Below are 23,552 nucleotides of genomic sequence, written 5' to 3'. Positions count from 1 at the left end.
ACCCGTGGTCTTTGCTACTGTTCTCCGGTCAGCACCGACCCCGGTGCGACCACTCGTCCGGGTGGCGGAATAGGCAGACGCGCTAGCTTGAGGTGCTAGTGCCCTTCACAGGGCGTGGGGGTTCAAGTCCCCCCTCGGACACAGGCCTTATCCACACGGTCACCCATCGGGTCGACCTCAACGTCGACCGTCTGGTCGTCGTGGTGGTACTTGAGCGAGAGCCGCAGTGATCCGTAAAGCTGATTCAGCTCCTCCGGGCTGGCGGCGTCCAGAGCCCGTCCGATGTCGCCCAGCTCGTCGATCCACGCCTCGAGCTGTCCACGGGAAATCGTCACCTGAGTCGGCAATGAAGCCAGAGCCTTCTCCGCCACCTGCTTCTCCGCCGCCGCCGCGTTGTACTACTCTCGCAGCTCGACCGGGTCCCAGCCTGCATCGAGAGCCCTCCGGACCCGATCCATGGTGATCTTTGCCGCACGGACACGCCCCTGAAGGTCCTCGACAAGTTGGATCCGACGATCATAGCCATCGTCCTCGATCAGAAGCGCCTCGATCGTCTCGGAGCGATGCACCGGATCGAACAGCGAACCGATCCACCGATTGACAGCAGGCGTCACGACATCCTCCCGCAAGTAGATCTGCCGAGGATGCGCCAACGCACTCGCGGACCCTGCAACCATCGTCCGGGCATTGCACCGGTAGTAGACAACGTCTTGCCGCCGCGCTGCCCCTTCCATCTTGCGAGCGCACATCCCCACCTCACCAGGCCACGCAGCGCGTACACGCGTTTCGGCGACGTACGGCGCCGCTCGACCGCAGACCACTTCTGGATCCCATCGGACTTCCGCTTCCGCTGCCGCAACTGAGCCGCAGTAAAGGTCTCCACCGAGATGATTGCCGGGTGTGCCAGCTCCCTCGATCGCACGATCTTCGCGTGCGGCGACCTCCGAAACCTCACCACGTAGCCGGCGGCAACATCGTCCGGATCAAGGAGCTCCTCGACCTTCTGCCACCGCCCGTAGACGGCGTACCCGGTGTACCGCGGATTGTTGAGAATGGCCACGACCGTCGAGTGCTGCCAACCATCCATCGTCCGATGCCGATTCTGCTGTGGCGAATGCGCCGACGGACACGGCACGCCCTCCCCGTTGAGCTGCTCAACAATCGCCTTTCTCCCCCACCCCTCCAGATACAAGTCGAAGATCCGGCGCACCACCGCGGCCGCAAAATCATCAATCGCCAGCACCCGCAGCCGCTGCCCTTCAGCTGCTTTCCTCGGATGCGGATGCGGTCCGCCGTCCACCACGACATACCCGTACGGCGGATGCCCGCCCTGGTACCGCCCGTCGATCAGCACCTGCGCAGCCATCGCAGCCCGGACCCGACGCTGCACATGCTGCCGCTCCGATTTCGACAGCCCACCCGTAATCGTCATTGCCATGTCATGGACTGTGTTCTCCGGGTCGAACCTTCCCCCGAGACTCGGTATCCACAGGGACACGCCATACCGATCGAACTTCGGCCAGGTCAGGCTGAACTGATTGCCGAACCAGCAGCGAGTCGCCTCCCCTACGACCAGTCCATCCCAGCCTCGGCCTGGATCCTTCAGTGCCCGGAGAACCCTGCTGGCATCGTCCCGCCGCTCCCACGGCAACGACCGCGGCTGACCGATGTCGAAGAACTCCTCGACGATCTCGCCGCCAAGCGGCTCGACAAACCGAGCTGCCTCGCCGACCTGCCAGGCCTTTGAGGTCGCGGGATCCTGGTTGTCCTCCGTCGAGCAGCGTCCGTAGAAGGCGAGCCTCCCGATCCCATCCCCCGTCACAGACTGGTTCGCCAGCGCCTCCTTACCCAACAGCTCATCCAGAGTCGCCCACGCGTCGACTGCGTCCCCACTCAAGATGCCTTTCCTCCGCGTCTGGTACTTCCTTCTTCTCGCGCACAAGCATCACCTGCCGTACGACGATCCGGCGGAGCACACGAGCGGCCTGTGGATAAAGCACAGGAGGACACCGCGGAACCCCAACCTCGATCCCCGACTCATGGCACGCACCTGAGCCCGCCCCAGCGCCGTCCTCCCGCCGTTCCTTCATACCCGCTCAACGGTCGGACACCCAGAGTGATCATGCTCTCGCATTCCCACTCGTCGTCTCCAAGATCCGACACCCCGAGCCAGATTCCGCCGCCTAGCTAGACGTCTGGCGGAGACCGCTTGTCCCGGGTCATCCGCAGGGCGCAGGCATGCCTCAAATCGTGCATCGAGCAGGTCGACCCCAGCCCATCGTTGGCTGGCGCATGAGAGGACACTCATCGCGGCGACAGCGACGCAGGGGCCTCCACACCCGCTCGTCCGCCGGCGGCGAACTCCGGCGCCGGCCTCGACCGATTTGCAGGTTGCCGTCGACGAATGCAGCGCCGTCGCGGTGGACGGCGAGCAGGTAACGCCGCGCGCCTTGTTGGGCCGCAGTCGGCCCTGGCGGGTCGGTCATACCGCCGAAACGACATTGCGGTCCTGCGAATCACCACAGGCGGGCACCCACCGGCGGAACCGGGTGGTCTCTCGACGAACTGGAACAGATCGAAGACATCGAGGCAGCGCCACGACGAAGGAGAACTGACCATGGCGCAGCGCATCCCCAACGGAACCCTTGTGACGACGCACGACGAACTAACTGAGCTGGTGTCGTGGGCAATGACCCCGGTCGTGATCGACCACGCCGGCTGGCCCTGGATCGTGTTCAGACCGAAGACGGCGACGACTACGCCGTCACGGCGGCATGCCCGGACGACGACATTCCAGACCGTACGGACTTCGACGGTTTGTGCGACCGCGGCCCGCTGCGCGTGGTGTTCAACGGCGACGCCAGCGCCGCCGCCTGGCCCGCCGCGAACCGCGAGCAGGAGGCAACGGTATGACCATCAAGGTCCGACTGTCCTGAGAACTCGACGAAATCGCCCGCCTGGTCGAGCAGCTACGACAGCAGTTCGAGGTCGCCGTCGCCGACTGCGCCTACCCCAACCGTGGATCGTTCGGCGTCCGCGTGTACCTCGAACTCCGCGAAACCCACCCAGGGCGGGGACGACGCGTTGAAGTACGACGGCCTGCTCCCCACGCCGGCGCTCGGTCTGGCACGTCGCACCTCGACCGCCTCCTCGGGCGACGTGTCTCAGGCCAGCACCAGCGCCAGCCACCGTCGGAAAGGCCGCCGTCTGCTTCAGCCAGCCAACAAACTCCATGGCGGCGGACAGACGCACCCATGAGGGCGGCTCTCAAACGAGCGGATCGCGGCACGCCCTCCCAGGGACCCGCTTCCATCTCCGGCTGAACCTCGGAGTTCGTCAGGCTGGGAGTGCCAGGTTCCGGCGGCGCAGGGCCACGACGCTTGCGGCGGCCAGCACAACGCAGGCCAGGCCCAGACCCAGGATCGGTCCGGCGGTGATGGCGACGGCCGGTGCGTTGGGCACATGGGTGAAGGGCGACAGGTCCAGCAGCCACGTCGGCAACCCCAGTGCGGGTCCGAACATCGGCCCGACGAAGATCGAGCCCACCACCAGCGCCCAGGACAGACCGACCGACCAACGCGGCAGCAACATGACCACCGTGACGACCGCGGCACCCAGGACGCCGATGGCGGGGAGCTGGACCAGCGCGGCGCTGACCAGATCACGCAACAGCGGTGCAGCGCCGCCGAGCACCTGACCGCCTGTGATGCCCATCGCCACTGCGAAGACCAGAATCAGCAACATGGCCCCGGCCAGCGCGTTGACGGCGTACGCGCCCAGCCAGCGAAGTCGGGAGACTGCGGTGCCGAGCACCGACTCGAGCGTGCCCTGCGCTTCGTCGAGGTGCAGGCGAAGCAAGAGCGTGACTACGTAGATCGCCACCGCCATTCCCGCCATCTGCATCATCGAGGCCCAATACGCGCCGAGCAGGTCGGCAGCACCGCCGAAGGTGGCGTACCACTCCGTGGCCGCTCCCTCGAGTCCCCCGATCTGGTCACTGAGCGCACCGAAGATCAGGCCGAAGCCGAACAGGCCGAGCGCCCAGCCCAGCAGCGTTCCACGCTGCAGCCGCCAGACCAAGCCAGCCGGGCTCAGCAGGGCCGGGCTCGCGTGGGCGGCACCCCTGCGTTCGGGCCACATTCCCCGACCGACGTCGCGACTGCCGACCAGGACGATGGCCAACGAGAACAGGGCAGCCAGGACCAGTACGGCGAGCCCGAGCGGCCACCACAGGTTGTCGGCGAACGGCCGCATCTGCTGGCCCCAGCCGATCGGTGAGAGCCACGCCGGCCACGCGCTGTTGGCCCGGAGGGCGTCGGAGTCCACGCTCCCGAGCATGTTGCCCAGCGCCGCAAGCATGAAGGCAACGCCAATGCCCGCACCGGCAAGACCGATCGCACCGCGGGTGGTCGACGCGAGCTGTGACGCCACCGCAGCGACGCCGGTGAAGGCGACTCCTACCAGGGCGATCGACGTACCGGCGACCAGAGACCCGGCCGCGGGTTGTCCCGCAACCACCATCCCAAGCCCGAGCAGTACGGCCAGGACGAGGTTCGCAGCGAGCGCGACGATCACCGCCGCGGACAGCGAGGCGTAGCGGCCGACCACGCCGGCCCCCAGCATCTCCTCGCGACCGAGCTCCTCGGCCTGGCGGGTGTGTCGTACGACTGCAAGGACGCTCATCATGGCGGCGAGCACAGCGAGGGTCAGGGCATCCCGGTGCAGGGTGTAGCCCCCGACGCTGGAGCCTGTCACCAGGCCGAGCACGCGCATGCCGGGGTTCTCTGTGACGATGCGGGTGTCCGGCTCCAGAAGCTGGGGGTGTTTGGAGTAGTTGTCCTCGAACATGGCGGTCGTCGCAGCCAGGAATCCGGCCATGCCGAGGATCCAGGCGGGCAGGGTGATCCGGTCACGCCGCAGCGCGAGGCGGACCAGCCTCATCGTGCCTGTGAAGCCGCTCATCGTGCCGTCACCACCTCGGTATCTGCATCCCGCGCAGGCGCGGCGATGTCCTCGCCGTAGTGCCGCATGAACAGCTCCTCGAGGGTGGGCGGCGAGGTCGTCATCGACCGCACCTCGAGGTCGACCAGGTGCTCGAGGACGTGGTTCAGCTCGCCCGGGTCGACGCTGAACTCCGCGTGGCCGTCGTGCACCCGGGCGTCGTGGACGCCGGGCCACCGTGTCACCGACTCCAGCGGCTTGGCCGTGTCGACGACCACCGAGGTGCGGGTGAGGTGACGCAGTTCGTCGAAGGTGCCGGTCTCGGCAGCCCGGCCCGCTCGGATGATGGTGACGCGGTCGCACAGCGCCTCGACCTCGGAGAGGATGTGGCTGGAGAGCAGAATGCTCCGCCCGGCGGTGCGCAGCTGCTGTACGACGTCCTGGAAGACGGCCTCCATGAGCGGGTCCAGCCCCGACGTGGGCTCGTCCAGCAGGTAGAGCTCCACAGGGGAGCAGAACGCGGCCACGAGGGCCACCTTCTGCCGGTTTCCCTTGGAGTAGGCGCGGATCTTCTTGGTCGGGTCGAGCTGGAAGCGCTCGAGGAGCTCCTCCCGGTGCTCCGGGTCAAGTCCTCCCCGAAGGTCGCCGAGCAGGTCGATCACCTCGCCGCCGGTGAGGTTGGGCCACAGGTTCACCTCACCGGGCACGTAGGCCAGACGCCGGTGCAACGCCACCGCGTCGCGCCACGGGTCACCGCCGAGCAGGGCGACGTGCCCGTCGTCGGCGCGCAGCAATCCGAGCAGGACCCGGATGGTGGTGGTCTTCCCGGCGCCGTTGGGCCCGAGGAACCCGTGCACCTCACCGGTCTCGACGTGCAGGTCGAGATGGTCAAGGGCCCGGGTCCTGGGGCCGAAGTCCTTCACAAGTCCGGAGACCGCTATCGCAGCCGTCACTGAGATCACTTCCCTTGGCACTGCTCGCCAGTCCAGACGTCCCCAACTCTCAGCACATCGCAACCGCACACGGGCGGGCACGGCCGAACGCCACCGAGAAGCGGTCCTTAGGTCATCTGCAAGGAGGGCCGGTGGCGCAAGACCGTCGGCCCGTGCAGCCGCCGGTGCAGCGCAGGCTGGCCAGCGCGACGGCGGATGTTCCTCGAGCGCTTGGGGGTTCCGGCGATGGCTGCCCGCACGGCCCCTGTCATGGGTGGTGCGAACGCGGTGTGCCGCCGGCCCACAGCCTGAGCAGCCCGACCGCGATCGCGATAAACGCCGAGCCGATGATGACCCCGAGAATCACGTCGCTGGCTAGAACAGCTACCACGACGCCGGTCACGACGCCGATCGCGGTTAGGGCGGTCGTGGCGGTTTTGCTGGGTCCTTGATCTGTGCGTGACATGGTTGTGCCTCCGCTCGCCGTCGCTTCGATCTTGCGCACCGCGCAGCGAGCGGCTGCTCGGCGACTACTCCGATGCTGCGCGCGCCCGGTGCCGCCCGCAGGGGGCGTTCGGCTCTCCATCTGGTGGACTGTGGGCCTGGCGTGCGAGGCCCGCGGTAGGCACTTCGACTCCAGCCGAGACCGCCTTCCGGACCTGGTCACGCGAGCATGCCGCTTGCAGGCTGGTAACAGGGAGTGGGGAGTTGACCGTGCTCGAGTTGATCGGCGTCTCGAAGCGCTACGGCGAGGTCGAAGCGCTAGCTCGGTGCACGTTCCAGGTGCGGCCTGGCCGCCTCACCGGGTTCGTCGGCCCTAACGGGGCGGGGAAGACGACCGCGATGCGCGCCGTGTTCGGTCTTGTTACCCCGGATGAGGGGGCCGTCCGGTGGCGCGGGGGCCCCGTCACGGCCACCGACCGGCGCCGGTTCGGCTATATGCCGGAGGAGCGCGGGCTGTACCCGCGGATGCGGGTGCTCGACCAGCTCGTGTTCCTCGGCCGACTGTCGGGGCTGTCGGCGGCAGCCGCGGCCCGGGAGGCGACCCGTTGGCTGGACGCGCTCGGGCTCGCCGACCGCGCGAACTCCCGGCTGGACGACCTCTCACACGGCAACCAGCAGCGTGTCCAGCTCGCCGCCGCGTTAGTGCACGCGCCCGACCTGCTGGTGCTCGACGAACCGTTTTCAGGGCTGGACCCGATCGCGATGGACGCGATGTCCGGGCTGCTCGGCGACATCGCGCATAGCGGCGCCGGCGTGCTGTTCTCTAGCCACCAGCTCGACATCGTCGAGCACCTGTGTGAGGACGTCGTCGTCATCGAGGGCGGCCGTGTGGTGCTGAGCGGCGACCTCGACGCGATTCGGGACGCCGCTGCCGACCGCTATCTCGAGATCACGGTTGCGGGGGACGCCGAGCGGCTGCTGCACCTCACGGATGCCGCCGTCGTGGCCCATGACGGCAAACGGGTCCGTCTGCGCATCCCCCGTGCCGTCGACCCGGTGACTCTGCTCGCGGGTGTCGGTGGTGACGTCGTCAGGCTCGCCTACGAGCCGCCGACGCTGTCCGAGCTGTTCCGTGCGGCTGTCGCGGGGTCAGCACTGACGACCCGGGAGGTGTCCGGTGTTGCGCGCTGACGTTCGCGAGGGCTGGCGGCGAATCTGGGTCGTCGCGCTGCGGGAGATCCGCGAGCGTGGCGGCAGCCGCGCCTATCGGATATCCACCGTGCTCGGCGTCATCCTCGTCGTTGCGATCATCCTCGTGCCGTCACTGCTCGAGAAGTCGACGACGTACCACGTCGGCATGAGCGGGGCCGCCCCCGACGGAGTAGTGACAGCTCTTGTCGAACAGGCCAGGGCGGTCAATCACGGCCTCGAGGTGACCCGCTACCCGAGCGTCGCTGATGGCGAACGCGCCGTCCGGGACAAGAAGATCGACGTGCTGCTCGTGGACGGCACTCGCGTCGAGTGGCGGACAGAGTCGGACAGCACCCTGACGGCGGCGATCGCCAGTGCGGTACAGGCGGTTCACGTCCGCGACCAGGCGGACCGGCTCGGTATCTCCTCCGACAAACTCGCCCAGCTACTCGTCCCCGTCAGTCTCACCAGTCGCACGCTCGGGGCCGCACACACCGCCGACAAGGACGCGAATACCGTCGGGTTCATCGCAGTCGGAGTGATGTACGTCGCGATCAGTTTCTACGCCGGATTCGTGCTCACCGGCGTCGTACAGGAGAAGGCGAACCGCGTCGCGGAAGTCCTGCTCGCCAGAATGCCTGCCCGTGAGATTCTCGCCGGCAAGGTCGTCGGCATCGGCGTCGTCGGGCTCGCACAGCTCGCCGTGATCGGCGGCGCGGCCGTCACCACCGCCGCGTTCAGGGGCGGCGCGGACGCGCCCAGCATCCCCGGCGACGTACTGGCCTGGACCTGCCTATGGTTCGTCCTCGGCTACCTGTTCTACAGCGTGCTGTACGCCGCCATCGGCGCGACCACGTCCCGAATCGAGGACGCCCAAGCGGCCATCGCCCCGATCACCGGCCTCATGCTCCTCAGCTACTTCGGCGTCATCTACGCCGAGGAGAACCCCGACGCCGTCGTCACGATCCTATTGTCGTACTTCCCGCCGACCGCACCCGTCGTAATGACCTACCGCGTCGCCGTTCACGCAGTCCCGGGCTGGCAGATGATGACGGCAGCGACCTTCATGGTCATTGCGATGTGGGGCCTGATCCGCCTCGCCGGCCGCATCTACTCCGGAGCGCTCCTTCGGTTCGGAGGCCGAGTCCCGCTGCGCGACCTGGTCCGTACACACGAGTGAACGGCGCGAGGTGCTAACCCGTGCCGCCGCACTAGCGCGCTAGCGCCTCGACAGCCTCGCGATTCTGCACGCAACGGTGACCGCCCAGGCGAGTATCCGCTCATCGGCTGCTTGGGACGCACGGATCGCCTGCTGGCCTCCGGCCTGTGACGCCGTCTCACCTTCGTGGCGACGGCTGCAGTCCGTTGAAGATCAGACGCCGCGTTCACCGCGCCACGGAAGACGACCGGCCGGGAATAGGTGCTCTGCGCCGGTACCGGACCGAGACCGAGGCGATCACCCTGGCCGCCGACCTGGAGTTGCAGTACACCGTTCACGGACCACGCCACCAGGCGACCGTCCGGCGGATCAATCCTCCAGTGCCGGTCGATGGGTGGAACCGGCACCTCGGCGAGTTGGACGATCAGCGAGGGTGGCCAGTGGCTTGGGCGCGTCGGTATTCCGATGGGAGTGGCTGCGCACTTGCATATCGACCCGAAGGACCCGGCAGCCTTCGCAGGACCTGGACCGCCCGAGAGAACTGGCCGACGAACGCCGCACTGTCGCGGTACTGGCCGCCGAGCAGCGACACGGCATCGCCCGGGCGCTGCTGAGGCACGTGCTGGGTGGGCTGCACCGGTCCGGGTTCGACGCCGCCACGGCCGAGGTCGACGAGACCAACACCGCCGCGATCGCGCTGTTCGAGGGGCTCGGCGCACGCCGTACGGGCCGCAGTCTGGAACTGATCCTCCGGCCCCGGAAAGGCCTGACGATGCCCAGAACAGCAGGCGGCATCGAAGTCGAAGACACCGTCATCGAGTGCCTCCGCAACGCCAACTTCCGGGTCGAACTCACCAACGGCCAGCAGGTCCTGGCCCACATCAGCGGAGAGATCCGGAAGAACTACATCAAGATCCTCCCCGAAGACCGCGTCCTCGTGGAACTCAGCCCCTACGACATGACCCGAGGCCGAATCATCTTCCGCTACCGAACCTGACCCCACCCCAACCTCATGGCCACAGTCGACATGCTGACCGGTCGGCGACCTCGACGGACGTCGAGCGTCGCGTTCTGGAGTCATCGGGTTAGCCGCCCGCCCCCGTCACCGACGCAGCGGTCAGAGCCCCGGACCATCGACGTCCTCGGCAGGCCGATGCTCTGTGATGTCGTAGTACGGCGCCCTGTCAGTCCAGGAGTATCCGGTCTCGACGCTGACGCTCTTCCGGTTCACCCGGGCTACCTTCCGCCAGTGTCCGCTGATCCGGACGTAGTCGCCCTTGTTGATCGTCTCGTGCGAGTACGTCGGTTGATCCGCGGCGAGCTCATCGCGGACGCCAGTCCAGTACTTGAGTTGGTCCTGCAAATCGATGCGTTGCAGCCCCAGACGCTCAGCCCGGTCACCGGTTGCAGGCGGGTGGATCGTTGAGTATCCGCCGACGACGCGGCTGTAGCCGCCCAACTCGCGTTCGACCCTCCGCAACTCGGTCCCCAGACGCGTGATCCGACGCCCGACTGCCTTGACCGAGTATCGACGCTCCGCCTCGCCCGACAACACGTCGGCCCGACGTTCATCTGCCTCGGCCGCCCGCGTCTGCTCGACCGACTTACCCGCCAGGCTCTGAATGCGCTCGAGATCCCGGCGGTGGCGCGGCTCCGAATGGTGGCCGACAAGGATCGGCTGGCCCAGTGGGATGCCGTCGGCGACCTGGCGGGACGCGTCCCACGAGGCATCGGCCGATTCCCGTCGGCGCAGGGCTCGATTGCGCAAGAGCTCGGAGCGCGCTTGGGCACGCGTCGCGCGGTCGGTCTCCCGCTCTTCCACAGGCCTGGACTCCGCATCATCAATCTCGACAGATACCTCGAAGCCCGCCGCTGACAGCGCGTCCTGTGTCGCCATGAGGATGTTCGTCTTGGCCAACTGATCGCGCGACCTCGGCAGGTACCACAGCTCGAGCTGACGAGACCATCGCCAGTTGTTGGCCTTCAGCATCTCCGCCGACCCGTCGCCTCGCCTCGTGCCGCTGACCAGGCTGCCGTCAGCGTGCGTGTGAACGATCTCGATCTGAGCGGTCACGTGTCCCACCTGTCGTCGAGGAGGTGATCATCAAGACTGGCGAACCAGTCGATGACTTCGCTGGCGCGATAGCGGATGTATCGGCCGACGCGTCTGCCGGGAGGGCCGTAGCCGAGGGTCCGCCAGCGGTAGAGAGTTCGTTTGGGTACGCGAAGGTAGGCCGCGACCTGGTCTACGTCCCAGAGTGGTCCGAATCATGAACGGCGGACATCGATGCCTCCATCCCTTGGCGAGACCTCGTCGGAGTTGCGCGGAGCTGGCGATACAGATCCCGTTTCTCGTTCCCGCTCGGCTTTGACTACTCGTCTGAGGTGACGCACGGACCAGCCCAGGATCTCGGCGGCGGCCTCGGCGGATCCGCAGATCTTGGCTAGCTCGGCCGTCTCGGTGGCGGAGACTGCCTCGGCGTCGGCGACCCGTTCGTCGTACCGCTCGATAGCGAGAGAGACCTGGCTTCGATCGCGCGGTCCAGCGACGCCTGCGCTCTGATCGTCCGCGCAGTCGCTGCTTCGATCCGGGCCTGACGTTCGCGCGCCCGTCGCATCGCCGCAACTCGCTCACTGGCTCCCATGGGCTACTCAGATCCACAGTTACAGCGTCAGGGTGTTGAGGTCAGGTGGAAGGAAGGCCGAGTCGAGAGGCCGTGCCGCCACAGGAGCCATAGGCTCCCGGTTGGCCTTCAAGTACTTGTTCGTCGAGTCGATGAGCTGCCTGGCGGTGTTGACCACACGGGCGCCAGTCGCCCGCTCGGTATCTGGCACTACCGAACGGCCTGACTTGGCCGCTACTCCGACTTGCGCCCGAACACTCGCTTGGCGACGGAGCCGGTGCCGAAAGCGGCGAACAGGGCGACAAAGACCCCCGAGGGAATGGTGCTGAAACTCGTATCGACGCTGTGGAAGGTCGCCGCGCCTCCATAAACGCCAACGAACAGCACGGCCACCCACATCGCGACGATCGCCAGCGTGGCCCACATCTCGCGAACAAGGATCCGTGAAGCCCAGCCTCCACGTGGGGACCGAACTGAGGACTGATCTTGCATGGTTGTTGTCATGACTGCCTCCCGGGGTCCACTCCTAGTCTGATCCGGTTGCTAAACCCGCCGGTAGAGCCGGAGGTCAGGCACCGCGTAGGCAGAAGGGCCTAACCGGCTATTCCCAGAGACAGCGACGCTTCGCGACTGTCGTGCTGTCGCGCCAACATCCGTAGCCGCGATCCGCGTGGCCCATGCCGATGAGGAACGGTCTCCATAGCGTCCAAGATCGACGGCCCGAACGGTGCAAGAAGCTGGACCAGCGCATCAAGGACTGCGCGCCCGACTGCAGCCCGGGCGTCGGCAGCGGGCGCTGAAAGGTGACTGCTCGGCGATGCGCGCGTCGCAACAACGTACGACGGCCTCCGGTGCGCACGATCCGCCCGGCGGCGATCGATGGGTGGCCTGGCAGGCGGCCGACCTGGTCCTGACCGAGTACGACGTCCGCACGGTGGGTCGAGCGCGGCCGAGCCACCCCTGGCCGGCCAGACGCTGGCTGTCACCGTCGCCAACTGATAGGGGCGGCGACGGCTCGGGACGGCGGTGAACGGTGCCGTCCGGAACGCCGACGTCGAGCGCAACCGGAACAGTCCGGCCGGCATCTCACCGACCCGTCCGCAACGGTTGCTGACGGCAACCTCATGGTCGCGACGACCACCTGACAGTCACTCCACCGGTCGCCGTCGGGACGCAGACCATCGCCGGCCACAACGGATCGCCGATCACGAGGTGGATCTCCCGGTCGGACGCGACCTGCACTTCTGCCGAGGTCGCTCCCCTGTACTGACCCTACGCATGCTGGTGTCGCCGCAGCACCTGACCTTCCAACTGATCAGCTTCGCGGTTGGCGACCGTAGACGAAGTACGCGATCGGCACCGCGCCGACCGAGTTGATCAGAGTGATCGCGACCGCCGGCTTCGAGGCGGGCGATCGGGACGCGGTACGGAGAGCAGGAGACATAGTCCAGACCGGCCTCGGCGAAAAAGGCGATCGACGCAGGGTCGCCGCCGTGCTCACCGCAGACACCGATGACCAGGTCGGGGTTGCCGCGGCGTCCCTCGGCGACGGCCAGCCTGACAAGCCGGCCAACCCCCGCGACGTCCAGCGACTCGAAGGGCGAGACCGCGAAGATCCCGGCGTCGAAGTAGCGCGGGAAGATCGACGCCTCCACGTCGTCGCGGCTGAACGCCCACGTCAGCTGGGTCAGATCGTTGGTGCCGAACGAGAAGAAGTCGGCGGAACGCGCGATCTGCTCGGCGCCCAGCGCAGCCCTGGGGACCTCGATCATCGCGCCGATCCGGGTCGGGACGGTGCAGCCGGTTCGAGTCGCCACCTCGGCGAGGACGCCTTCGATCTCCCGCCGTACCAGACGCAGCTCTACCTCGCCGGCGACCAACGGCACCATGATCTCCGGACGCACCACATTGCCCTCCGCCGACACGATGGCAGCCGTCTCGGCGATCGCCCTGGCCTGCATGGCGAACAGTCCCGGGATGACGATCCCCAGCCGGACACCGCGCAGCCCCAGCATCGGGTTGCTCTCGTGCATCCGCTGGACGGCCGGCAGCAGGCGCTCCGCGTCGATATCGGGCGTACCGGTGGCTCGGCCGACCGCTGCCCGCACCGATAGTGCGGTCAGGTCGGGCAGAAACTCATGCAACGGCGGGTCGAACGCGTGGCCGTGTTCCGCCCCATCGTTCGCCCGGACACGGCGATGCACGGCGGCCGTGACTACGTCCTGGATCTGCTCACAGCCCACGACGCAGTCCAGCTCGCGTACGACGACTGCCTCGGCGTGAGGTACGACGAGGTGCACGCGGACCCCGACGCCGCGCTGGACGAGATCGTGCAGCGCTACCACCAGATTGCCGACCGGGCCGACGCCGTACTCGTCGTCGGCAGCGACTACACCGATGTGGGTAGTCCGACGGAGTTCTCCTACAACGCCAGGATCGCCGCCAACCTGGGTACGCCGGTCCTGCTGGTCCTCAACGGGTTCCAGCACAGCCCGCATGACCTTCGAGCCATCGCCGACATGGCGGTCGGTGAGCTCAGGGAGAACCACGGTTCACTCGCGGCAGTGCTTGCCAATCGCGTCGACCCCCAGCAGCTCGACGATGCGGTCGCCGCACTGGCCGGCGTCGGCGGATCGGCCTTCGCCCTGCCAGAGGAGCCTCTGCTGAGCCAACCCACGGTCGCCGACCTGCTGCCCCCGGTCAACGGTCGCCTGCTGAGCGGTGACCCCGCCCTGCTGACACGAGAGGTCACCGGCCTCGTCGTCGCCGGCATGACGATGCCGAACGTGCTCGACCGGCTGTTCGACGGAGCCGCGGTGGTGACCGCCGCTGGGGACGGTGCGGCGGTCGGTGTCGTGAATCGGTCAGGAGGCGGCCACGATTTCCAGGAAGGGAATCGGTCGCCTGGGCCGCCGCCACAACGCCCCAGGGCCTTACGGCTGTGGGTTCCTATTCGTGCGTTCGACGGCGAAGACAGCTGCTTCGGTGCGGCGTTCGAGGTTGAGTTTGCGCAGGAGGGAGGAGACGTAGTTCTTGACTGTCTTCTCGGCCAGGAAGAGCGACTGAGCGATCTGGCGATTCGTCTTGCCTTCGGCGATCTCGGCGAGGATCCGGCGTTCCTGCTCGGTCAGGGAGGCGTACCTCGGGTCCTCCTCGGCAACTGGGTGGCGGAGGCGTTCCAGGACCTTCATCGTCATGGCCGGGTCCAGAAGCGATTCGCCGACGGCGAGGCGGCGTACGGCGTCGATCAGGGCGTCGCCGTGGATCTGCTTCAGCAAATAGCCCGCCGCGCCGGCCATGATCGCGGTGAAGAGTGCCTGGTCGTCGGAGTACGACGTCAGCATCAGGCAGGCCGGCGGATTGTCCATCGACGAACGGATCTCCCGGCAGACGGTGATGCCGTCGCCGTCGGGCAGCCGGACGTCCAGGACGGCGACATCCGGGCGTACGGCGGGGATCCGCGCGATCGCCTCCGCGGCGGTCGAGGCGTCACCGACGACGTCGATGTCCGGCTCACCGTCGAGTAGTTGGTGCAGTCCCAACCGGACCACCTCATGGTCGTCCAGCAGAAACACCTTGATCGTCATCACTGCCCCCTTCGGCTCCCACCCCGCCGTACGAGGTTCGTCAGGCGAGCTTCCGGCAGCATCTCGTCCTCGGCACGGCATGTGCCAGGGACGACGATCCCACCTTGACCGGGACCTTCGGTGCGGACGTGCCGACCGGCCCCGGTCCTTCAGGACATCATGCCCTGACCGCCGTGGCGACTGCCTGATTGTCTGGAATTGCCGAGATCGAGGGAAGGCGGACTCCGATGAACACCAAGTCACAGACCGCGGGCAGGCCGAGCGACCTCGGCATCCGGATCAGGCGACGCCGGCTCGCCCTCGGCCTGAGCATGGCAGAAGTCGCCCAGCGAACCGGTCTGAGCACGGACCGCGTCGAGCACATCGAGACCCGCCCGTTCGCGCTGACCGGTGGAGAGCTCGTCCGGCTGGCGCGGGCCCTCGACATCAGCATCGAGGACCTGACCAGGCTGGACCACGCCAGGACTCCGCGGCATCAGCCGGTCTCGCCCATACTCGAGCCGATGCGCGAGGAGGAGTGCCTGAAACTCATCGACGCGGGGGGTGTCGGCAGGATCGCCTACAACGGAGCCGACGACCTCGTGGTCATCCCGGTCAACTACTGCTACCTCAATAACCTGATCATCTTCCGGACCGCGGCAGACAGTGCGGTCGCGCAGTACGGCCTGGCACCGATCGCCTTCCAGATCGACTTCGTCGACAAGGGTTTGCAGGACGGTTGGAGCGTCCTGGTGAACGGCATGGTCCGCCCTGCCACCGCGCAGGAGACGGACGCCGCCCGCGACCGGGTCGAGCCCTGGGCCGGAGGAACGCGAGACTCCTACATGGCCATCGAACCCCACCGCACCAGCGGCCGCCGCATCCGCTCCTGGTGACCTCCGACCGCCGGACGGTTCTTGGTGATCTTTTGAGGACTTCAACCCCGCAGATGGGCCGCGTCCAGGGCGGACTGCAGTGAGCGCCGGCGCAAACGCGCTGATCTCCCGGTCGCGTCCTCCCGACGACGGATAGGCGAGCGCGGTCACGGCGACCAGTCGGTGCGAACGGACAGTGACGCGGACCTGCACCGGTCCGTAGCGGGTCCCTGCCGATGTGCCGTTCACCGTGAGGTCACCACTCGCCGATCCAGTGCTGACCACCCCGGGCTTGGCCACGGTGGCGGTTGGAGAGTCTGTGCGGTTCGTACTCGTCGGATACAGGAACAGCAGGCCAAGCAACACACCAGTGGCCCCGACGACCGCCGCATTGCGCCGCAGCCGCACCGAGTGGCTCGTCATCGGGCGCCGGCCCGATGAGCCGCGTCGAGCGCCGACTGCAGCGACTGCCGGTATCCCTGCGACGTGAAGGTGGCTCCGGACACGGTGTCGATCTGCGCACTCTGCGCGGCAAGCGACTCCTGGTCGAGCTGAGGTACGGCGTAGCTGTTGATCGCGTCGGTCTGTCCGTCCCCGCTAGGCCGGGCAAGCGCGCGAGCCCGGGTGATCTCCCCGCCCTGCACGCTGATCTCGACCTGCAACCGCCCGTACTGCGTCTGGACGACGTCTCCCGCGACGGTCACGGACGCGACATGCGCGGGGCTCGGGCGTGCCGATGGATGGACGGCGGGACTCGATCGGCTCGGCGGCACGGTCTGACCGCCGTACCGGCTCGGAGGCCGGGGCGTGGGACGCGCGGGGGCATGCCGCGGCGGGCCGGGCGGTGCTGCCGACACCACGCCGGCCGCCGCGCGCGGGTGCGGCTTGCCCGCAGAGCCACACCGACGACCACCAGGGACGCGGCCGACATGACCAGTTTCATCCCGCGCTTCACGCAGGTACTCCTCTCACCACGAGAACCGCTCCTGATGAAGCTGCTTCAGCGGAAGACCGAGTCCGGCAGCCGCCACGCACACCGCGTCCAACCACGGATCAGGTCCGCGTACGTAGACGTCGTACTGGCTGATGCCGGGGACGAGCCGCCGCATCGCATCCTCGTCGGTCCACGCCGCGGCGCTCTCCGGCAGCCAGGACTGCCGGTTCCGTATCCGCCGCCCGAGCAGGTAATGCGTGGTGATGCCGCGGCGGTGGGCCAGCTGGTCGAGCTCGTCATGGAACACCAGGTCGTCGAGATCGTGCGCGCGATACACCAGGACTGCGTCGCCTGGTTCGTACGGGAGCTCCTCCAGCAGCGCCCGCAGCGGTGTGATGCCGATGCCGCAGGCAAACATCGCCACCTTGCGAGTGACGCGTCGCTCGCCGGTCAGCCGACCGTACGGCCCTTCGATCGCAACCTTGGTGCCCGGCCGCAACCCGGCCAGCCGGCTGCTGCCGTCACCGGCCGCCTTGGCGGTCACCCGCAGCCGGTCGGGCGCGGGCGACGCCGACAGCGAATACGGATTGCCGCGCGACCATCCCGGACCGTCGAGGAACCGGAACACGAAGTACTGACCTGCCTGCACCGGCATCCGCTGCAGACCACGACCGGCGAGCAGAACCGTCACCACGCCGGGACCCTCTCGCACGACCTCTCGCACGGTCAGTCCGTGCCGAAGTGTGCGCCAGACCGGCAACGCCACGCGGTAGACGAGGATCGCGATCAGTGCGACAGCGTACGCCGACCACCAATACGCCCGCGCCACCGCCGAGGTCGTGAAGTCCGCGCCGGTCCAGATCTCGTGCGGCACGGACAGCCCCACCCCGACATACGCGTACAGGTGCAGCAGGTGCCACGACTCGTAACGCAAGGCCCGGCGAGCGACCCGGACCGAGGTAAGCACGACGACCGTCAGCGCGATGCTTCCCGCGACGGCCAGCAGCATTCCGCCGTACGTCGTGACGACGCTCCACGTCTCGTGCAGGACATCGTTGTGATCCCGCAACGTGTATCCAGCAAGGATCAAGGCGACATGGACCATCAGCAGGTTGAAGGACCAGAAGCCGACCAGCCGGTGCCTGCGGGCCAGCTCGTCCTGACCGTAGCTGCGCTCGATCATCGGCACCCGCGCCATCAGGAACACCTGAACCAGCAACAGGTCCGCCGCCACCAGACCGGACAACCGACCGAGCGATGTCAGCAGGTCGGCCGGCCCGGCCGCGAGCAACTGGAGACCGCGTCCGGACGCTGTGGGCCTTGCTCCTCGCCGTGGCCGAACTGACCATCGCCGTACTCCTGGTCAAGAGCCCGCGCGCCGGTTATCTCGCGGTCATCGCCTTCCATCTCGCCCTGATGTGCTTCGGCTGGGGCTTCTGGCTCTGGACCGTGCCAGCCCTGTGCGTCGCGCTCCCGGCGGCCCGGCACGCCTTCCGGGTCGAGCGGTAGCGCCAATGTGAGTGGTTTCTTCGTCCTGCTGAACTCCGGCCGGATCCCCCGCCCCAAGAAGTCCGTCCCTCCGGCATCCGGGTCATGAGCACGGCCATCTGCGGCAACAGGCCAGCCCTCTCCGGCCTGCGCTCAACCCTGCAGGTGAATGTGCTCGTGAGTGATCTGCTCGATGTCGGACGTGGCTGCGTCGAGCAGCGCGTGGGCGAGGCTCGACAGGGCCCGCGCAACGGCGAGCTCGTCGCCGATCTCGGCGATGTCGGTGTCGTTCGGATTCCGGCGGGCGGTACCCCGGCCGATCAGATGCGTCTTGTCGTTCGTGTGCAGCCGGGCCTCTGCGTGGGTGGTCCGCTCGTCCTCGTGCTCGTCGATGAAGATCTCGACGCTCCAGTGCCTGCTCGCGATCATGATGCTCGCCCCTCCCATCGATAGACCCCTGTAGAGCCATGGTCCGAAGGCGCCGGAGTCCGCGCCAGGGCCGTCCGGACCACCTCGCCGGGCACTTCTGCCCTTCCGCGCGACCACAGGCGGGCGTGTGCTGGAGGTGCAAGAAGGGAGCCGACCATGAAAGACATCGACAAACAACGCACGCAGCGCGACGCGCAGCGCAATGTGGCCGGCCGAGCCACTATCGGGTCGTCCCGATTCGAGCAGGCCATGCTGCGCTACCTCGGGGTCGAGCTCTACAAGGAGCGTCACCGCCGAGCCAACGCGGTCGACGGAGCCGATGCGGAGCAGCGGACCGATCAGCGCCCTGCCCACTGACGCGGAGGGCATCTGCGCTCAGTTCACCGGCACTCGGGCTCGGGCGGTGCCCCTCGGGGAAGATCTCCACGATCTCACCCGTCCGGACATCGCTACATCACGTATGCAACGCCTTCCAGCTGTCTGGCGCGACTTCCTCACCTATGGCATCGGTACTTCGTTGCCGAGCATGCGCAGACCGGCCGCCCTCGATCGAGTGGTGTCGTCTACACGAGCCGGTACGGCGTGGCGGTCTGATGGCTCATCCCGGCGACCGGCCAGGTCACGGTGCACAGCGAACGACGCCTTGGCAATCTGTCGCCAGATCACGTCCCTGCTCGGTCGCCGACGATCTCCATTGCCGATCGCAACCTTCTGCTCTGCCTGCCTACCTGTCTTGGTCACCTTCGTTGCTCCTGTCTTCAGTCGTCGCCCAGTCAGCTGAGTCAGTCCGGCGGCGGACGGCCCTCGCGGACCGCGCCCCGGGTGCGGTTGGGCGGGCTGAGACGACAGCGCTGACGGTGGCGCCGGACCTTCCTGAAGGGAGGGGCCGGTTCGGGGGCGACTGGCGTCTGGGCGTGCGTGCCGGCACTGGGCGTCGGGCCAGGCGCCCGGCGCTGCCTCGGGCTCGCGGACGACTCGGTGCCCGTGTCGGTCGATGCGAACAGCGGAGCCGCGGCAGGTTCGTCGAGTTCGGTCATCGGGTCATCCAGCACGACCAGCTCCGGCTTGTGCATCACGGCCTGGACGAATCCCAGGCGCCGCAGCTGGCCGCGAGACAGCACAGCCATCGGGAGGTCCAGGTCCAGTCCCAGTCGCTCAGCGAGTTCATGCGCGTACGACGTGCACTCGCGAACGGCGGCGCAGATGTCGAGAACGTCCCGGGAGGTCAGCGAACCCATCGTCTCCAGGTCCTTGATCAGGAAGCCCATACGCCGTTTGAGGTCCGCTGCGTCGTCGATCGGGTCCATCGCCAGCACCCGAGCCGACCCGCCAACGGCCAGATCGCCGACGATCGCGGCCGAGCCGCGCCGGCTGGCGTAAACCTGCTGAATTTGGGACGGCAAGTGCGCGCCCGACCCTCGCGGACGGCGCGTCCGAGTTGGCTGCGCCGTACAGGCGATCACCCCGACGCGGCCGATGCCCTCATTCCCAGGGGTAGGCCTCTGAGCGACTTCCTCTGGGTGTTCTGTCCCTACAGCTGCGCCACGATCTTCGCGGTCGGGCGCTTATGACGCTACCGATACGACAGGTTCGCTGGACCCACCGGCCGCTGACGGACCATCCGACCCTGGCGATCCGGGTCCGAGGTCTCTGCAGGGCGAGCATCGGCCGATGCACGATCAAATCATGGGTACTTCGGCGCCGGCCTGTCCGCGTGCTGAAGGAAGGAGATGGATGATGTCCAACAAGGTATTGGTTGCCTACGCCACCAAGATGGGTTCGACCGGGACCATGGCAGCTGTCATCGGCTCGGAGCTTCGCGCCGCCGGCCACCAGGTCGATGTCCACGAGATCGGCGCCGTCCTGGCCGTCAGCGAGTACGACGCCGTCATCGTCGGTAGTGCGATCTACCAAGGCCGTTGGCGCCCCGAGGCCGTCCGCTTCCTCCGCGACCATGAGCGGCAGCTCCGTAACCGCCGGGTCTGGCTCTTCCACAGCGGTCCGATCGGCCGCAGCAAGAGCCAGGATCAGCCCACCCCACCCGACGTCGCACGGCTGGCACGCCTCATCGAGGCAGCACCGGTCAAGACCTTCGCCGGCGAACTCCAGGCCGATGCGATCACCGAACGCCTGTCTCGCCGGGCCGAACTCGACCACCTGATCGGCGACTCCAGGGACTGGCCGAAGATCCGCGCCTGGTCCCGCGAAGTCGCCACCGCCCTGCAGACGGCGCGAGTACAACCTTGACCGTCCGCGGCGGGTACCGGTCGATCCCGGATCCCGATGGCCTGCTGGTCTGATCGCCGCCGTCGACTACCTCGCGCGGGCGCGGACAGCGACGGGTGGCGGTCAGGCGAGGGCGAGGAAGAGTTTTTCCATCTTTTTGAGGTCGGCTTGGCCTGCGGCTGACTCGTCGGCCAGGCATTGCTGCAGGCCGGTGGCGATGATCGCGAAGCCTGCGCGGTCGAGAGCCTTCGAGACGGCGGCGAGCTGGGTGACGACCTCGTCGCACTCACGTCCTTCCTCCAGCATCCGCAGGACGCCGGCGAGTTGGCCCTGCGCGCGCTTGATGCGGTTGATGACCGGGGTCATCTCAGCGGGTTCCAACTGCATCAGTTCTCCTGTTCCACAACGGCAAGGGCGGCGGCGAGACGTGTCCTCGCCTCGGCCGCGACGTCATTCAGGGTCGTCGTACCTGCGAGGGCGATCATCGCGGAGGGATCGAACGCTTCGACCACCGTGGTCTCCGCATCGACCGAGCGGACAACGACGTTGCACGGCAGCACAGCCGCGATGGACGGCTCGGCCCGCAGCGCCCGGTAGGCCAGGGCCGGCCTGCAGGCACCAAGGATGATCTCAGGCTGTACGTCGACGTCGAGCTTGCTCTTCAACGTCGCTTTGAGATCGATCTCGGTCAGGATGCCGAATCCTTGGCCGGCCAGCGCATCACGAACAGCCGCGAGAGTGCGATCGTACGGCCGGCGCACCGTCGACGAGAGGGTGAAGGCAGTCATCAGGCGCTCCGCTGTTCTGCCTCGGCGCGAGCCTTCTCGAGATCGAGCTCACGCACCGCGGTGATCAACTGCTCCAACGCCGCCGCAGGCAACGCACCTGGCTGCGAGAAGACCAGATTGCCCTGTTTGAAGGCCATCAGTGTCGGGATCGAAGTGATCCGGGCGGCCGCTGCGAGCGCCTGCTCGGCCTCGGTGTCGACCTTCGCGAAGACGATGTCGGAGTGGTTCTGAGATGCTCTGTCGTAGACGGGCGCGAACATGCGGCACGGACCGCACCACGCCGCCCAGAAGTCGACCAGGACGATGTCGTTCCCGGTGATGGTCTTGTCGAACTCGGCTGCGGTCAGGTCCATGGTGGCCACGATGCTGCTCCTTCGGACGTGGAGTGTCCTCGACTTGAGGATACCGCCGGGGGTGTCTACAGTGGAGAACGACAATACCCCCCTCGGTATTCCGGAGGTCAGGCATCGTGACACAGCAAGCCCTGTCCGCCACGGCGACGGGCGTGCCCACCGGTCAGGCACGGACCGTGCACGGGCTCACTGTCATTGCGATCGACACGCCGTCCCTGGGCGATCGCAGCTACGTCGCTCACGACGGCGAGGTCGCGTTCGTCATCGACCCGCAGCGGGACGTCGACCGCATCCTGACCGTCCTGTCCGACGCCGCCGTACAGCTCACCCACGTGTTCGAGACCCACATCCACAACGACTACGTGACCGGCGGCTTCGCCCTGGCTCGGCACACGGGCGCCCGGTACGTCGTCAACGCCGAGGACGATGTCTCGTTCGACCGCACCCCGATCCGCGACGGTGAAACCGTCCGGATCGGACGAATGCGCGTCACCGCTCTGGCCACACCAGGTCACACCTTCACTCATCTCTCGTATGTGCTCTCCGACGCCACCACCAACCAGCAGATCGCCGTGTTCTCGGGCGGTTCGCTGCTGTACGGATCGACCGGTCGACCTGACCTGCTCGGCGACGATCACACCGCGGACCTCGTCCGGCATCAGCACGCCTCTGCGCAACGACTCGCGGCGCTCCTGCCCGACGAAGCGGAGCTCTACCCCACCCACGGCTTCGGCTCCTTCTGCTCGTCGACACAATCCGCTGCGAACGCCTCCACGATCGGCGTCGAGAAGACGTCCAATCCGGCGCTCACCAGGGACGAGGAGACCTACGTGCAGGAACTCCTCGGCGGACTCGGCGCCTATCCGGCGTACTACGCTCACATGGCGCCGCGGAACTCGGCCGGCCCGGAGGCACCCGACCTGTCCCTGCCCGCCAAGGCCGACCCCGTCGAGCTCCGGCGGCGGATCGAGGACGGCGAGTGGATCGTCGACTTGCGAACGCGGACCGCCTTCGCCGCCGGGCACACTCCCGGCTCGCTGAACTTCGGTCTCGACGGAGCCTTCGCCACCTATCTCGGCTGGCTGATCGAGTGGGGCACACCGGTCACCTTGCTGGGCGAGACCGCCGATGACGTCGCGCGGGCACAACGAGAGCTGGTCCGGATCGGCATCGACCGCCCGGCCGCGTACTCCACCGGAGGTCCGGCGCTGTGGACCGACGGTGAGAGGGCGTCGTTCCCGCTCGCCACTTTCGCGGAGCTCGACCACGTGCTTCGGCACCGGCCGGTCGTCGTACTCGATGTACGCCGTACCGAGGAGTGTGTCGCGGGCCGCATCGAAGGCGCGGTCAACCTTCCACTGCACGAACTCTTCGCGCGACTTGACGACGTACCGGCCGGCGAACTGTGGATCCACTGCGCCCACGGCTATCGCGCCTCCATCGCCGCCTCGATCCTCAGCGCGGGGGGACGCCGGCTCGTCGCTGTCGACGACGCCTTCGACAACGCGTCCGAGACCGGCCTGCCACTCGTCAGTGGGCAACCATGACGGTGCTCTCACCGTGGCCGCCGGGGATGCTGATCGCCGCGAGTCAGCAACCACC

At 67.5% G+C, this 23,552-nt stretch carries 28 protein-coding genes, 1 tRNA gene and 3 pseudogenes; 13 read left to right on the top strand and 19 right to left on the bottom strand.

Annotated elements, in window-relative coordinates; translation table 11 throughout:
• Positions 1-55: 55 nt before the first annotated feature.
• Positions 56-141, top strand: a tRNA-Leu gene (locus OG817_RS13850).
• On the opposite strand, the gene OG817_RS13845 is transcribed toward OG817_RS13850, so the two are convergent.
• Genes OG817_RS13845 through OG817_RS13835 form a run of 3 tightly spaced genes read right to left on the bottom strand, consistent with a single transcriptional unit; the run spans position 123 to position 1,897 of the window.
• The gene (locus OG817_RS13845; protein ID WP_406054746.1) at positions 123-371 is read right to left on the bottom strand and encodes a hypothetical protein; all 249 of its coding nucleotides are present in this window, start codon (positions 369-371) and stop codon (positions 123-125) included. The two genes, OG817_RS13850 and OG817_RS13845, sit on opposite strands and share 19 nt — an antisense overlap.
• Before the next feature lie 27 nt (positions 372-398).
• On the bottom strand, positions 399-629 hold the full coding sequence (locus tag OG817_RS13840) for a hypothetical protein (protein WP_406054744.1): 231 nt from the start codon (positions 627-629) through the stop codon (positions 399-401).
• Positions 611-1,897 (bottom strand): recombinase family protein, encoded by a 1,287-nt coding sequence (locus OG817_RS13835; protein WP_406054742.1) that lies wholly within the window; start codon positions 1,895-1,897, stop codon positions 611-613. The genes OG817_RS13840 and OG817_RS13835 overlap by 19 nt, the downstream gene beginning before the upstream one ends.
• 785 nt (positions 1,898-2,682) lie before the next feature.
• On the opposite strand from OG817_RS13835, the gene OG817_RS13830 reads away from it, so the two are divergent.
• Entirely contained in the window at positions 2,683-2,913 is a 231-nt protein-coding gene (locus tag OG817_RS13830) for a hypothetical protein (protein WP_406054740.1), read from the top strand.
• Between the two features lie 56 nt (positions 2,914-2,969).
• On the opposite strand, the gene OG817_RS13825 is transcribed toward OG817_RS13830, so the two are convergent.
• From OG817_RS13825 to OG817_RS13810, 4 genes are all read right to left on the bottom strand, one after another.
• On the bottom strand, positions 2,970-3,137 hold the full coding sequence (locus OG817_RS13825) for a hypothetical protein (protein WP_406054739.1): 168 nt from the start codon (positions 3,135-3,137) through the stop codon (positions 2,970-2,972).
• A 199-nt stretch (positions 3,138-3,336) separates the two neighbouring features.
• Entirely contained in the window at positions 3,337-4,962 is a 1,626-nt protein-coding gene (locus OG817_RS13820; RefSeq protein WP_406054737.1) for an ABC transporter permease, read from the bottom strand.
• Positions 4,959-5,894: an ATP-binding cassette domain-containing protein gene (locus OG817_RS13815; protein ID WP_406054735.1), complete on the bottom strand. Its 936-nt coding sequence runs from the start codon at positions 5,892-5,894 to the stop codon at positions 4,959-4,961. Before OG817_RS13815 ends, OG817_RS13820 begins: the two co-directional genes overlap by 4 nt.
• A 247-nt stretch (positions 5,895-6,141) precedes the next feature.
• Positions 6,142-6,339 carry a hypothetical protein gene (locus OG817_RS13810; RefSeq protein WP_406054733.1) on the bottom strand — a complete coding sequence of 66 codons (198 nt, stop codon included), beginning with the start codon at positions 6,337-6,339 and terminating at the stop codon, positions 6,142-6,144.
• A 248-nt stretch (positions 6,340-6,587) separates the two neighbouring features.
• On the opposite strand from OG817_RS13810, the gene OG817_RS13805 reads away from it, so the two are divergent.
• From OG817_RS13805 to infA, 4 genes and pseudogenes are all read left to right on the top strand, one after another.
• Complete coding sequence (locus OG817_RS13805) at positions 6,588-7,508, top strand: ABC transporter ATP-binding protein (protein ID WP_406054731.1); 921 nt, start codon at positions 6,588-6,590, stop codon at positions 7,506-7,508.
• Entirely contained in the window at positions 7,498-8,688 is a 1,191-nt protein-coding gene (locus tag OG817_RS13800; protein ID WP_406054729.1) for an ABC transporter permease, read from the top strand. The genes OG817_RS13805 and OG817_RS13800 overlap by 11 nt, the downstream gene beginning before the upstream one ends.
• A 76-nt stretch (positions 8,689-8,764) precedes the next feature.
• Positions 8,765-9,370 (top strand): annotated as a pseudogene (locus OG817_RS13795) (GNAT family N-acetyltransferase); the annotation flags it as partial.
• A 69-nt stretch (positions 9,371-9,439) separates the two neighbouring features.
• Positions 9,440-9,664, top strand: coding sequence for a translation initiation factor IF-1 (gene infA, locus OG817_RS13790; RefSeq protein WP_406057439.1), 225 nt, complete (start codon positions 9,440-9,442; stop codon positions 9,662-9,664).
• 120 nt (positions 9,665-9,784) lie between these two features.
• On the opposite strand, the gene OG817_RS13785 is transcribed toward infA, so the two are convergent.
• The 3 genes and pseudogenes from OG817_RS13785 to OG817_RS13775 all read right to left on the bottom strand — a co-directional run bounded on the left by OG817_RS13785 (position 9,785) and on the right by OG817_RS13775 (position 11,717).
• Positions 9,785-10,741 (bottom strand): DUF3560 domain-containing protein, encoded by a 957-nt coding sequence (locus OG817_RS13785; protein WP_406054727.1) that lies wholly within the window; start codon positions 10,739-10,741, stop codon positions 9,785-9,787.
• Positions 10,738-10,908: pseudogene (locus OG817_RS13780) on the bottom strand (helix-turn-helix transcriptional regulator); the annotation flags it as partial. The gene OG817_RS13785 and the pseudogene OG817_RS13780, both read right to left, overlap by 4 nt.
• Before the next feature lie 617 nt (positions 10,909-11,525).
• Positions 11,526-11,717, bottom strand: a complete 192-nt coding sequence (locus OG817_RS13775; RefSeq protein ID WP_406054725.1) for a hypothetical protein — start codon at positions 11,715-11,717, stop codon at positions 11,526-11,528.
• Between the two features lie 391 nt (positions 11,718-12,108).
• Between OG817_RS13775 and OG817_RS13770 the strand changes: the two genes are divergently transcribed.
• On the top strand, positions 12,109-12,321 hold the full coding sequence (locus OG817_RS13770) for a hypothetical protein (RefSeq protein WP_406054723.1): 213 nt from the start codon (positions 12,109-12,111) through the stop codon (positions 12,319-12,321).
• 175 nt (positions 12,322-12,496) lie between these two features.
• Here OG817_RS13770 and OG817_RS13765 read toward each other — a convergent pair whose 3' ends face one another.
• Entirely contained in the window at positions 12,497-13,435 is a 939-nt protein-coding gene (locus OG817_RS13765) for a putative PEP-binding protein (protein ID WP_406054721.1), read from the bottom strand.
• On the opposite strand from OG817_RS13765, the pseudogene OG817_RS13760 reads away from it, so the two are divergent.
• Positions 13,430-13,858: pseudogene (locus OG817_RS13760) on the top strand (AAA family ATPase); the annotation flags it as partial. The gene OG817_RS13765 and the pseudogene OG817_RS13760 sit on opposite strands and share 6 nt — an antisense overlap.
• 366 nt (positions 13,859-14,224) lie before the next feature.
• Here the strand turns inward: OG817_RS13760 and OG817_RS13755 are convergent.
• Positions 14,225-14,878: a response regulator gene (locus OG817_RS13755; RefSeq protein ID WP_406057436.1), complete on the bottom strand. Its 654-nt coding sequence runs from the start codon at positions 14,876-14,878 to the stop codon at positions 14,225-14,227.
• A gap of 227 nt (positions 14,879-15,105) precedes the next feature.
• On the opposite strand from OG817_RS13755, the gene OG817_RS13750 reads away from it, so the two are divergent.
• Positions 15,106-15,753, top strand: a complete 648-nt coding sequence (locus tag OG817_RS13750) for a pyridoxamine 5'-phosphate oxidase family protein (RefSeq protein WP_406054719.1) — start codon at positions 15,106-15,108, stop codon at positions 15,751-15,753.
• Between the two features lie 398 nt (positions 15,754-16,151).
• Here the strand turns inward: OG817_RS13750 and OG817_RS13745 are convergent, their stop codons facing one another.
• Positions 16,152-16,436, bottom strand: a complete 285-nt coding sequence (locus OG817_RS13745; protein ID WP_406054717.1) for an FMN-binding protein — start codon at positions 16,434-16,436, stop codon at positions 16,152-16,154.
• A 264-nt stretch (positions 16,437-16,700) separates the two neighbouring features.
• Positions 16,701-17,957: a ferric reductase-like transmembrane domain-containing protein gene (locus tag OG817_RS13740; protein WP_406054714.1), complete on the bottom strand. Its 1,257-nt coding sequence runs from the start codon at positions 17,955-17,957 to the stop codon at positions 16,701-16,703.
• A gap of 41 nt (positions 17,958-17,998) precedes the next feature.
• Here OG817_RS13740 and OG817_RS13735 point away from each other — a divergent pair, with 41 nt between their 5' ends.
• Positions 17,999-18,175 carry a hypothetical protein gene (locus OG817_RS13735; protein WP_406054712.1) on the top strand — a complete coding sequence of 59 codons (177 nt, stop codon included), beginning with the start codon at positions 17,999-18,001 and terminating at the stop codon, positions 18,173-18,175.
• Between the two features lie 132 nt (positions 18,176-18,307).
• On the opposite strand, the gene OG817_RS13730 is transcribed toward OG817_RS13735, so the two are convergent.
• Entirely contained in the window at positions 18,308-18,583 is a 276-nt protein-coding gene (locus OG817_RS13730) for a DUF1876 domain-containing protein (protein WP_406054710.1), read from the bottom strand.
• Positions 18,584-18,739: 156 nt separating this feature from the next.
• On the opposite strand from OG817_RS13730, the gene OG817_RS13725 reads away from it, so the two are divergent.
• Complete coding sequence (locus OG817_RS13725) at positions 18,740-18,940, top strand: hypothetical protein (protein WP_406054708.1); 201 nt, start codon at positions 18,740-18,742, stop codon at positions 18,938-18,940.
• Between the two features lie 425 nt (positions 18,941-19,365).
• On the opposite strand, the gene OG817_RS13720 is transcribed toward OG817_RS13725, so the two are convergent.
• The gene (locus tag OG817_RS13720) at positions 19,366-19,986 is read right to left on the bottom strand and encodes an ATP-binding cassette domain-containing protein (RefSeq protein WP_406054706.1); all 621 of its coding nucleotides are present in this window, start codon (positions 19,984-19,986) and stop codon (positions 19,366-19,368) included.
• A gap of 334 nt (positions 19,987-20,320) precedes the next feature.
• Between OG817_RS13720 and OG817_RS13715 the strand changes: the two genes are divergently transcribed.
• Positions 20,321-20,830 carry a flavodoxin domain-containing protein gene (locus OG817_RS13715; protein ID WP_406054704.1) on the top strand — a complete coding sequence of 170 codons (510 nt, stop codon included), beginning with the start codon at positions 20,321-20,323 and terminating at the stop codon, positions 20,828-20,830.
• A gap of 102 nt (positions 20,831-20,932) precedes the next feature.
• On the opposite strand, the gene OG817_RS13710 is transcribed toward OG817_RS13715, so the two are convergent.
• The 3 genes from OG817_RS13710 to trxA are packed head-to-tail and all read right to left on the bottom strand — an operon-like array spanning position 20,933 to position 21,959.
• Positions 20,933-21,196, bottom strand: coding sequence for a metal-sensitive transcriptional regulator (locus OG817_RS13710; protein WP_360456723.1), 264 nt, complete (start codon positions 21,194-21,196; stop codon positions 20,933-20,935).
• On the bottom strand, positions 21,196-21,597 hold the full coding sequence (locus OG817_RS13705; RefSeq protein ID WP_406054702.1) for a DUF302 domain-containing protein: 402 nt from the start codon (positions 21,595-21,597) through the stop codon (positions 21,196-21,198). The genes OG817_RS13710 and OG817_RS13705 overlap by 1 nt, the downstream gene beginning before the upstream one ends.
• Complete coding sequence (trxA, locus tag OG817_RS13700) at positions 21,597-21,959, bottom strand: thioredoxin (RefSeq protein ID WP_406054700.1); 363 nt, start codon at positions 21,957-21,959, stop codon at positions 21,597-21,599. The genes OG817_RS13705 and trxA overlap by 1 nt, the downstream gene beginning before the upstream one ends.
• Before the next feature lie 107 nt (positions 21,960-22,066).
• Here trxA and OG817_RS13695 point away from each other — a divergent pair, with 107 nt between their 5' ends.
• Complete coding sequence (locus tag OG817_RS13695) at positions 22,067-23,497, top strand: rhodanese-like domain-containing protein (protein WP_406054698.1); 1,431 nt, start codon at positions 22,067-22,069, stop codon at positions 23,495-23,497.
• Positions 23,498-23,552 lie beyond the last annotated feature (55 nt).

This window comes from Kribbella sp. NBC_00889 (genome assembly GCF_045207705.1).
Lineage (GTDB): Bacteria > Actinomycetota > Actinomycetes > Propionibacteriales > Kribbellaceae > Kribbella.
Note: the sequence above shows the minus strand (reverse complement) of the source record. Positions and strands in the feature narration are given on the sequence as shown.

Bases quoted from the DNA above. Each gene is read 5' to 3' on its own strand.
- OG817_RS13820 (WP_406054737.1), bottom strand. From the start codon at position 4,962: ATGAGCGGCTTCACAGGCACGATGAGGCTGGTCCGCCTCGCGCTGCGG.
- OG817_RS13810 (WP_406054733.1), bottom strand. From the start codon at position 6,339: ATGTCACGCACAGATCAAGGACCCAGCAAAACCGCCACGACCGCCCTA.
- infA (WP_406057439.1), top strand. From the start codon at position 9,440: ATGCCCAGAACAGCAGGCGGCATCGAAGTCGAAGACACCGTCATCGAG.
- OG817_RS13775 (WP_406054725.1), bottom strand. From the start codon at position 11,717: ATGTGGGCCACGCTGGCGATCGTCGCGATGTGGGTGGCCGTGCTGTTC.
- OG817_RS13770 (WP_406054723.1), top strand. From the start codon at position 12,109: ATGCGCGCGTCGCAACAACGTACGACGGCCTCCGGTGCGCACGATCCG.
- OG817_RS13755 (WP_406057436.1), bottom strand. From the start codon at position 14,878: ATGACGATCAAGGTGTTTCTGCTGGACGACCATGAGGTGGTCCGGTTG.
- OG817_RS13750 (WP_406054719.1), top strand. From the start codon at position 15,106: ATGAACACCAAGTCACAGACCGCGGGCAGGCCGAGCGACCTCGGCATC.
- OG817_RS13730 (WP_406054710.1), bottom strand. From the start codon at position 18,583: ATGATCGCGAGCAGGCACTGGAGCGTCGAGATCTTCATCGACGAGCAC.
- OG817_RS13725 (WP_406054708.1), top strand. From the start codon at position 18,740: ATGAAAGACATCGACAAACAACGCACGCAGCGCGACGCGCAGCGCAAT.
- OG817_RS13715 (WP_406054704.1), top strand. From the start codon at position 20,321: ATGTCCAACAAGGTATTGGTTGCCTACGCCACCAAGATGGGTTCGACC.
- OG817_RS13710 (WP_360456723.1), bottom strand. From the start codon at position 21,196: ATGCAGTTGGAACCCGCTGAGATGACCCCGGTCATCAACCGCATCAAG.
- OG817_RS13705 (WP_406054702.1), bottom strand. From the start codon at position 21,597: ATGACTGCCTTCACCCTCTCGTCGACGGTGCGCCGGCCGTACGATCGC.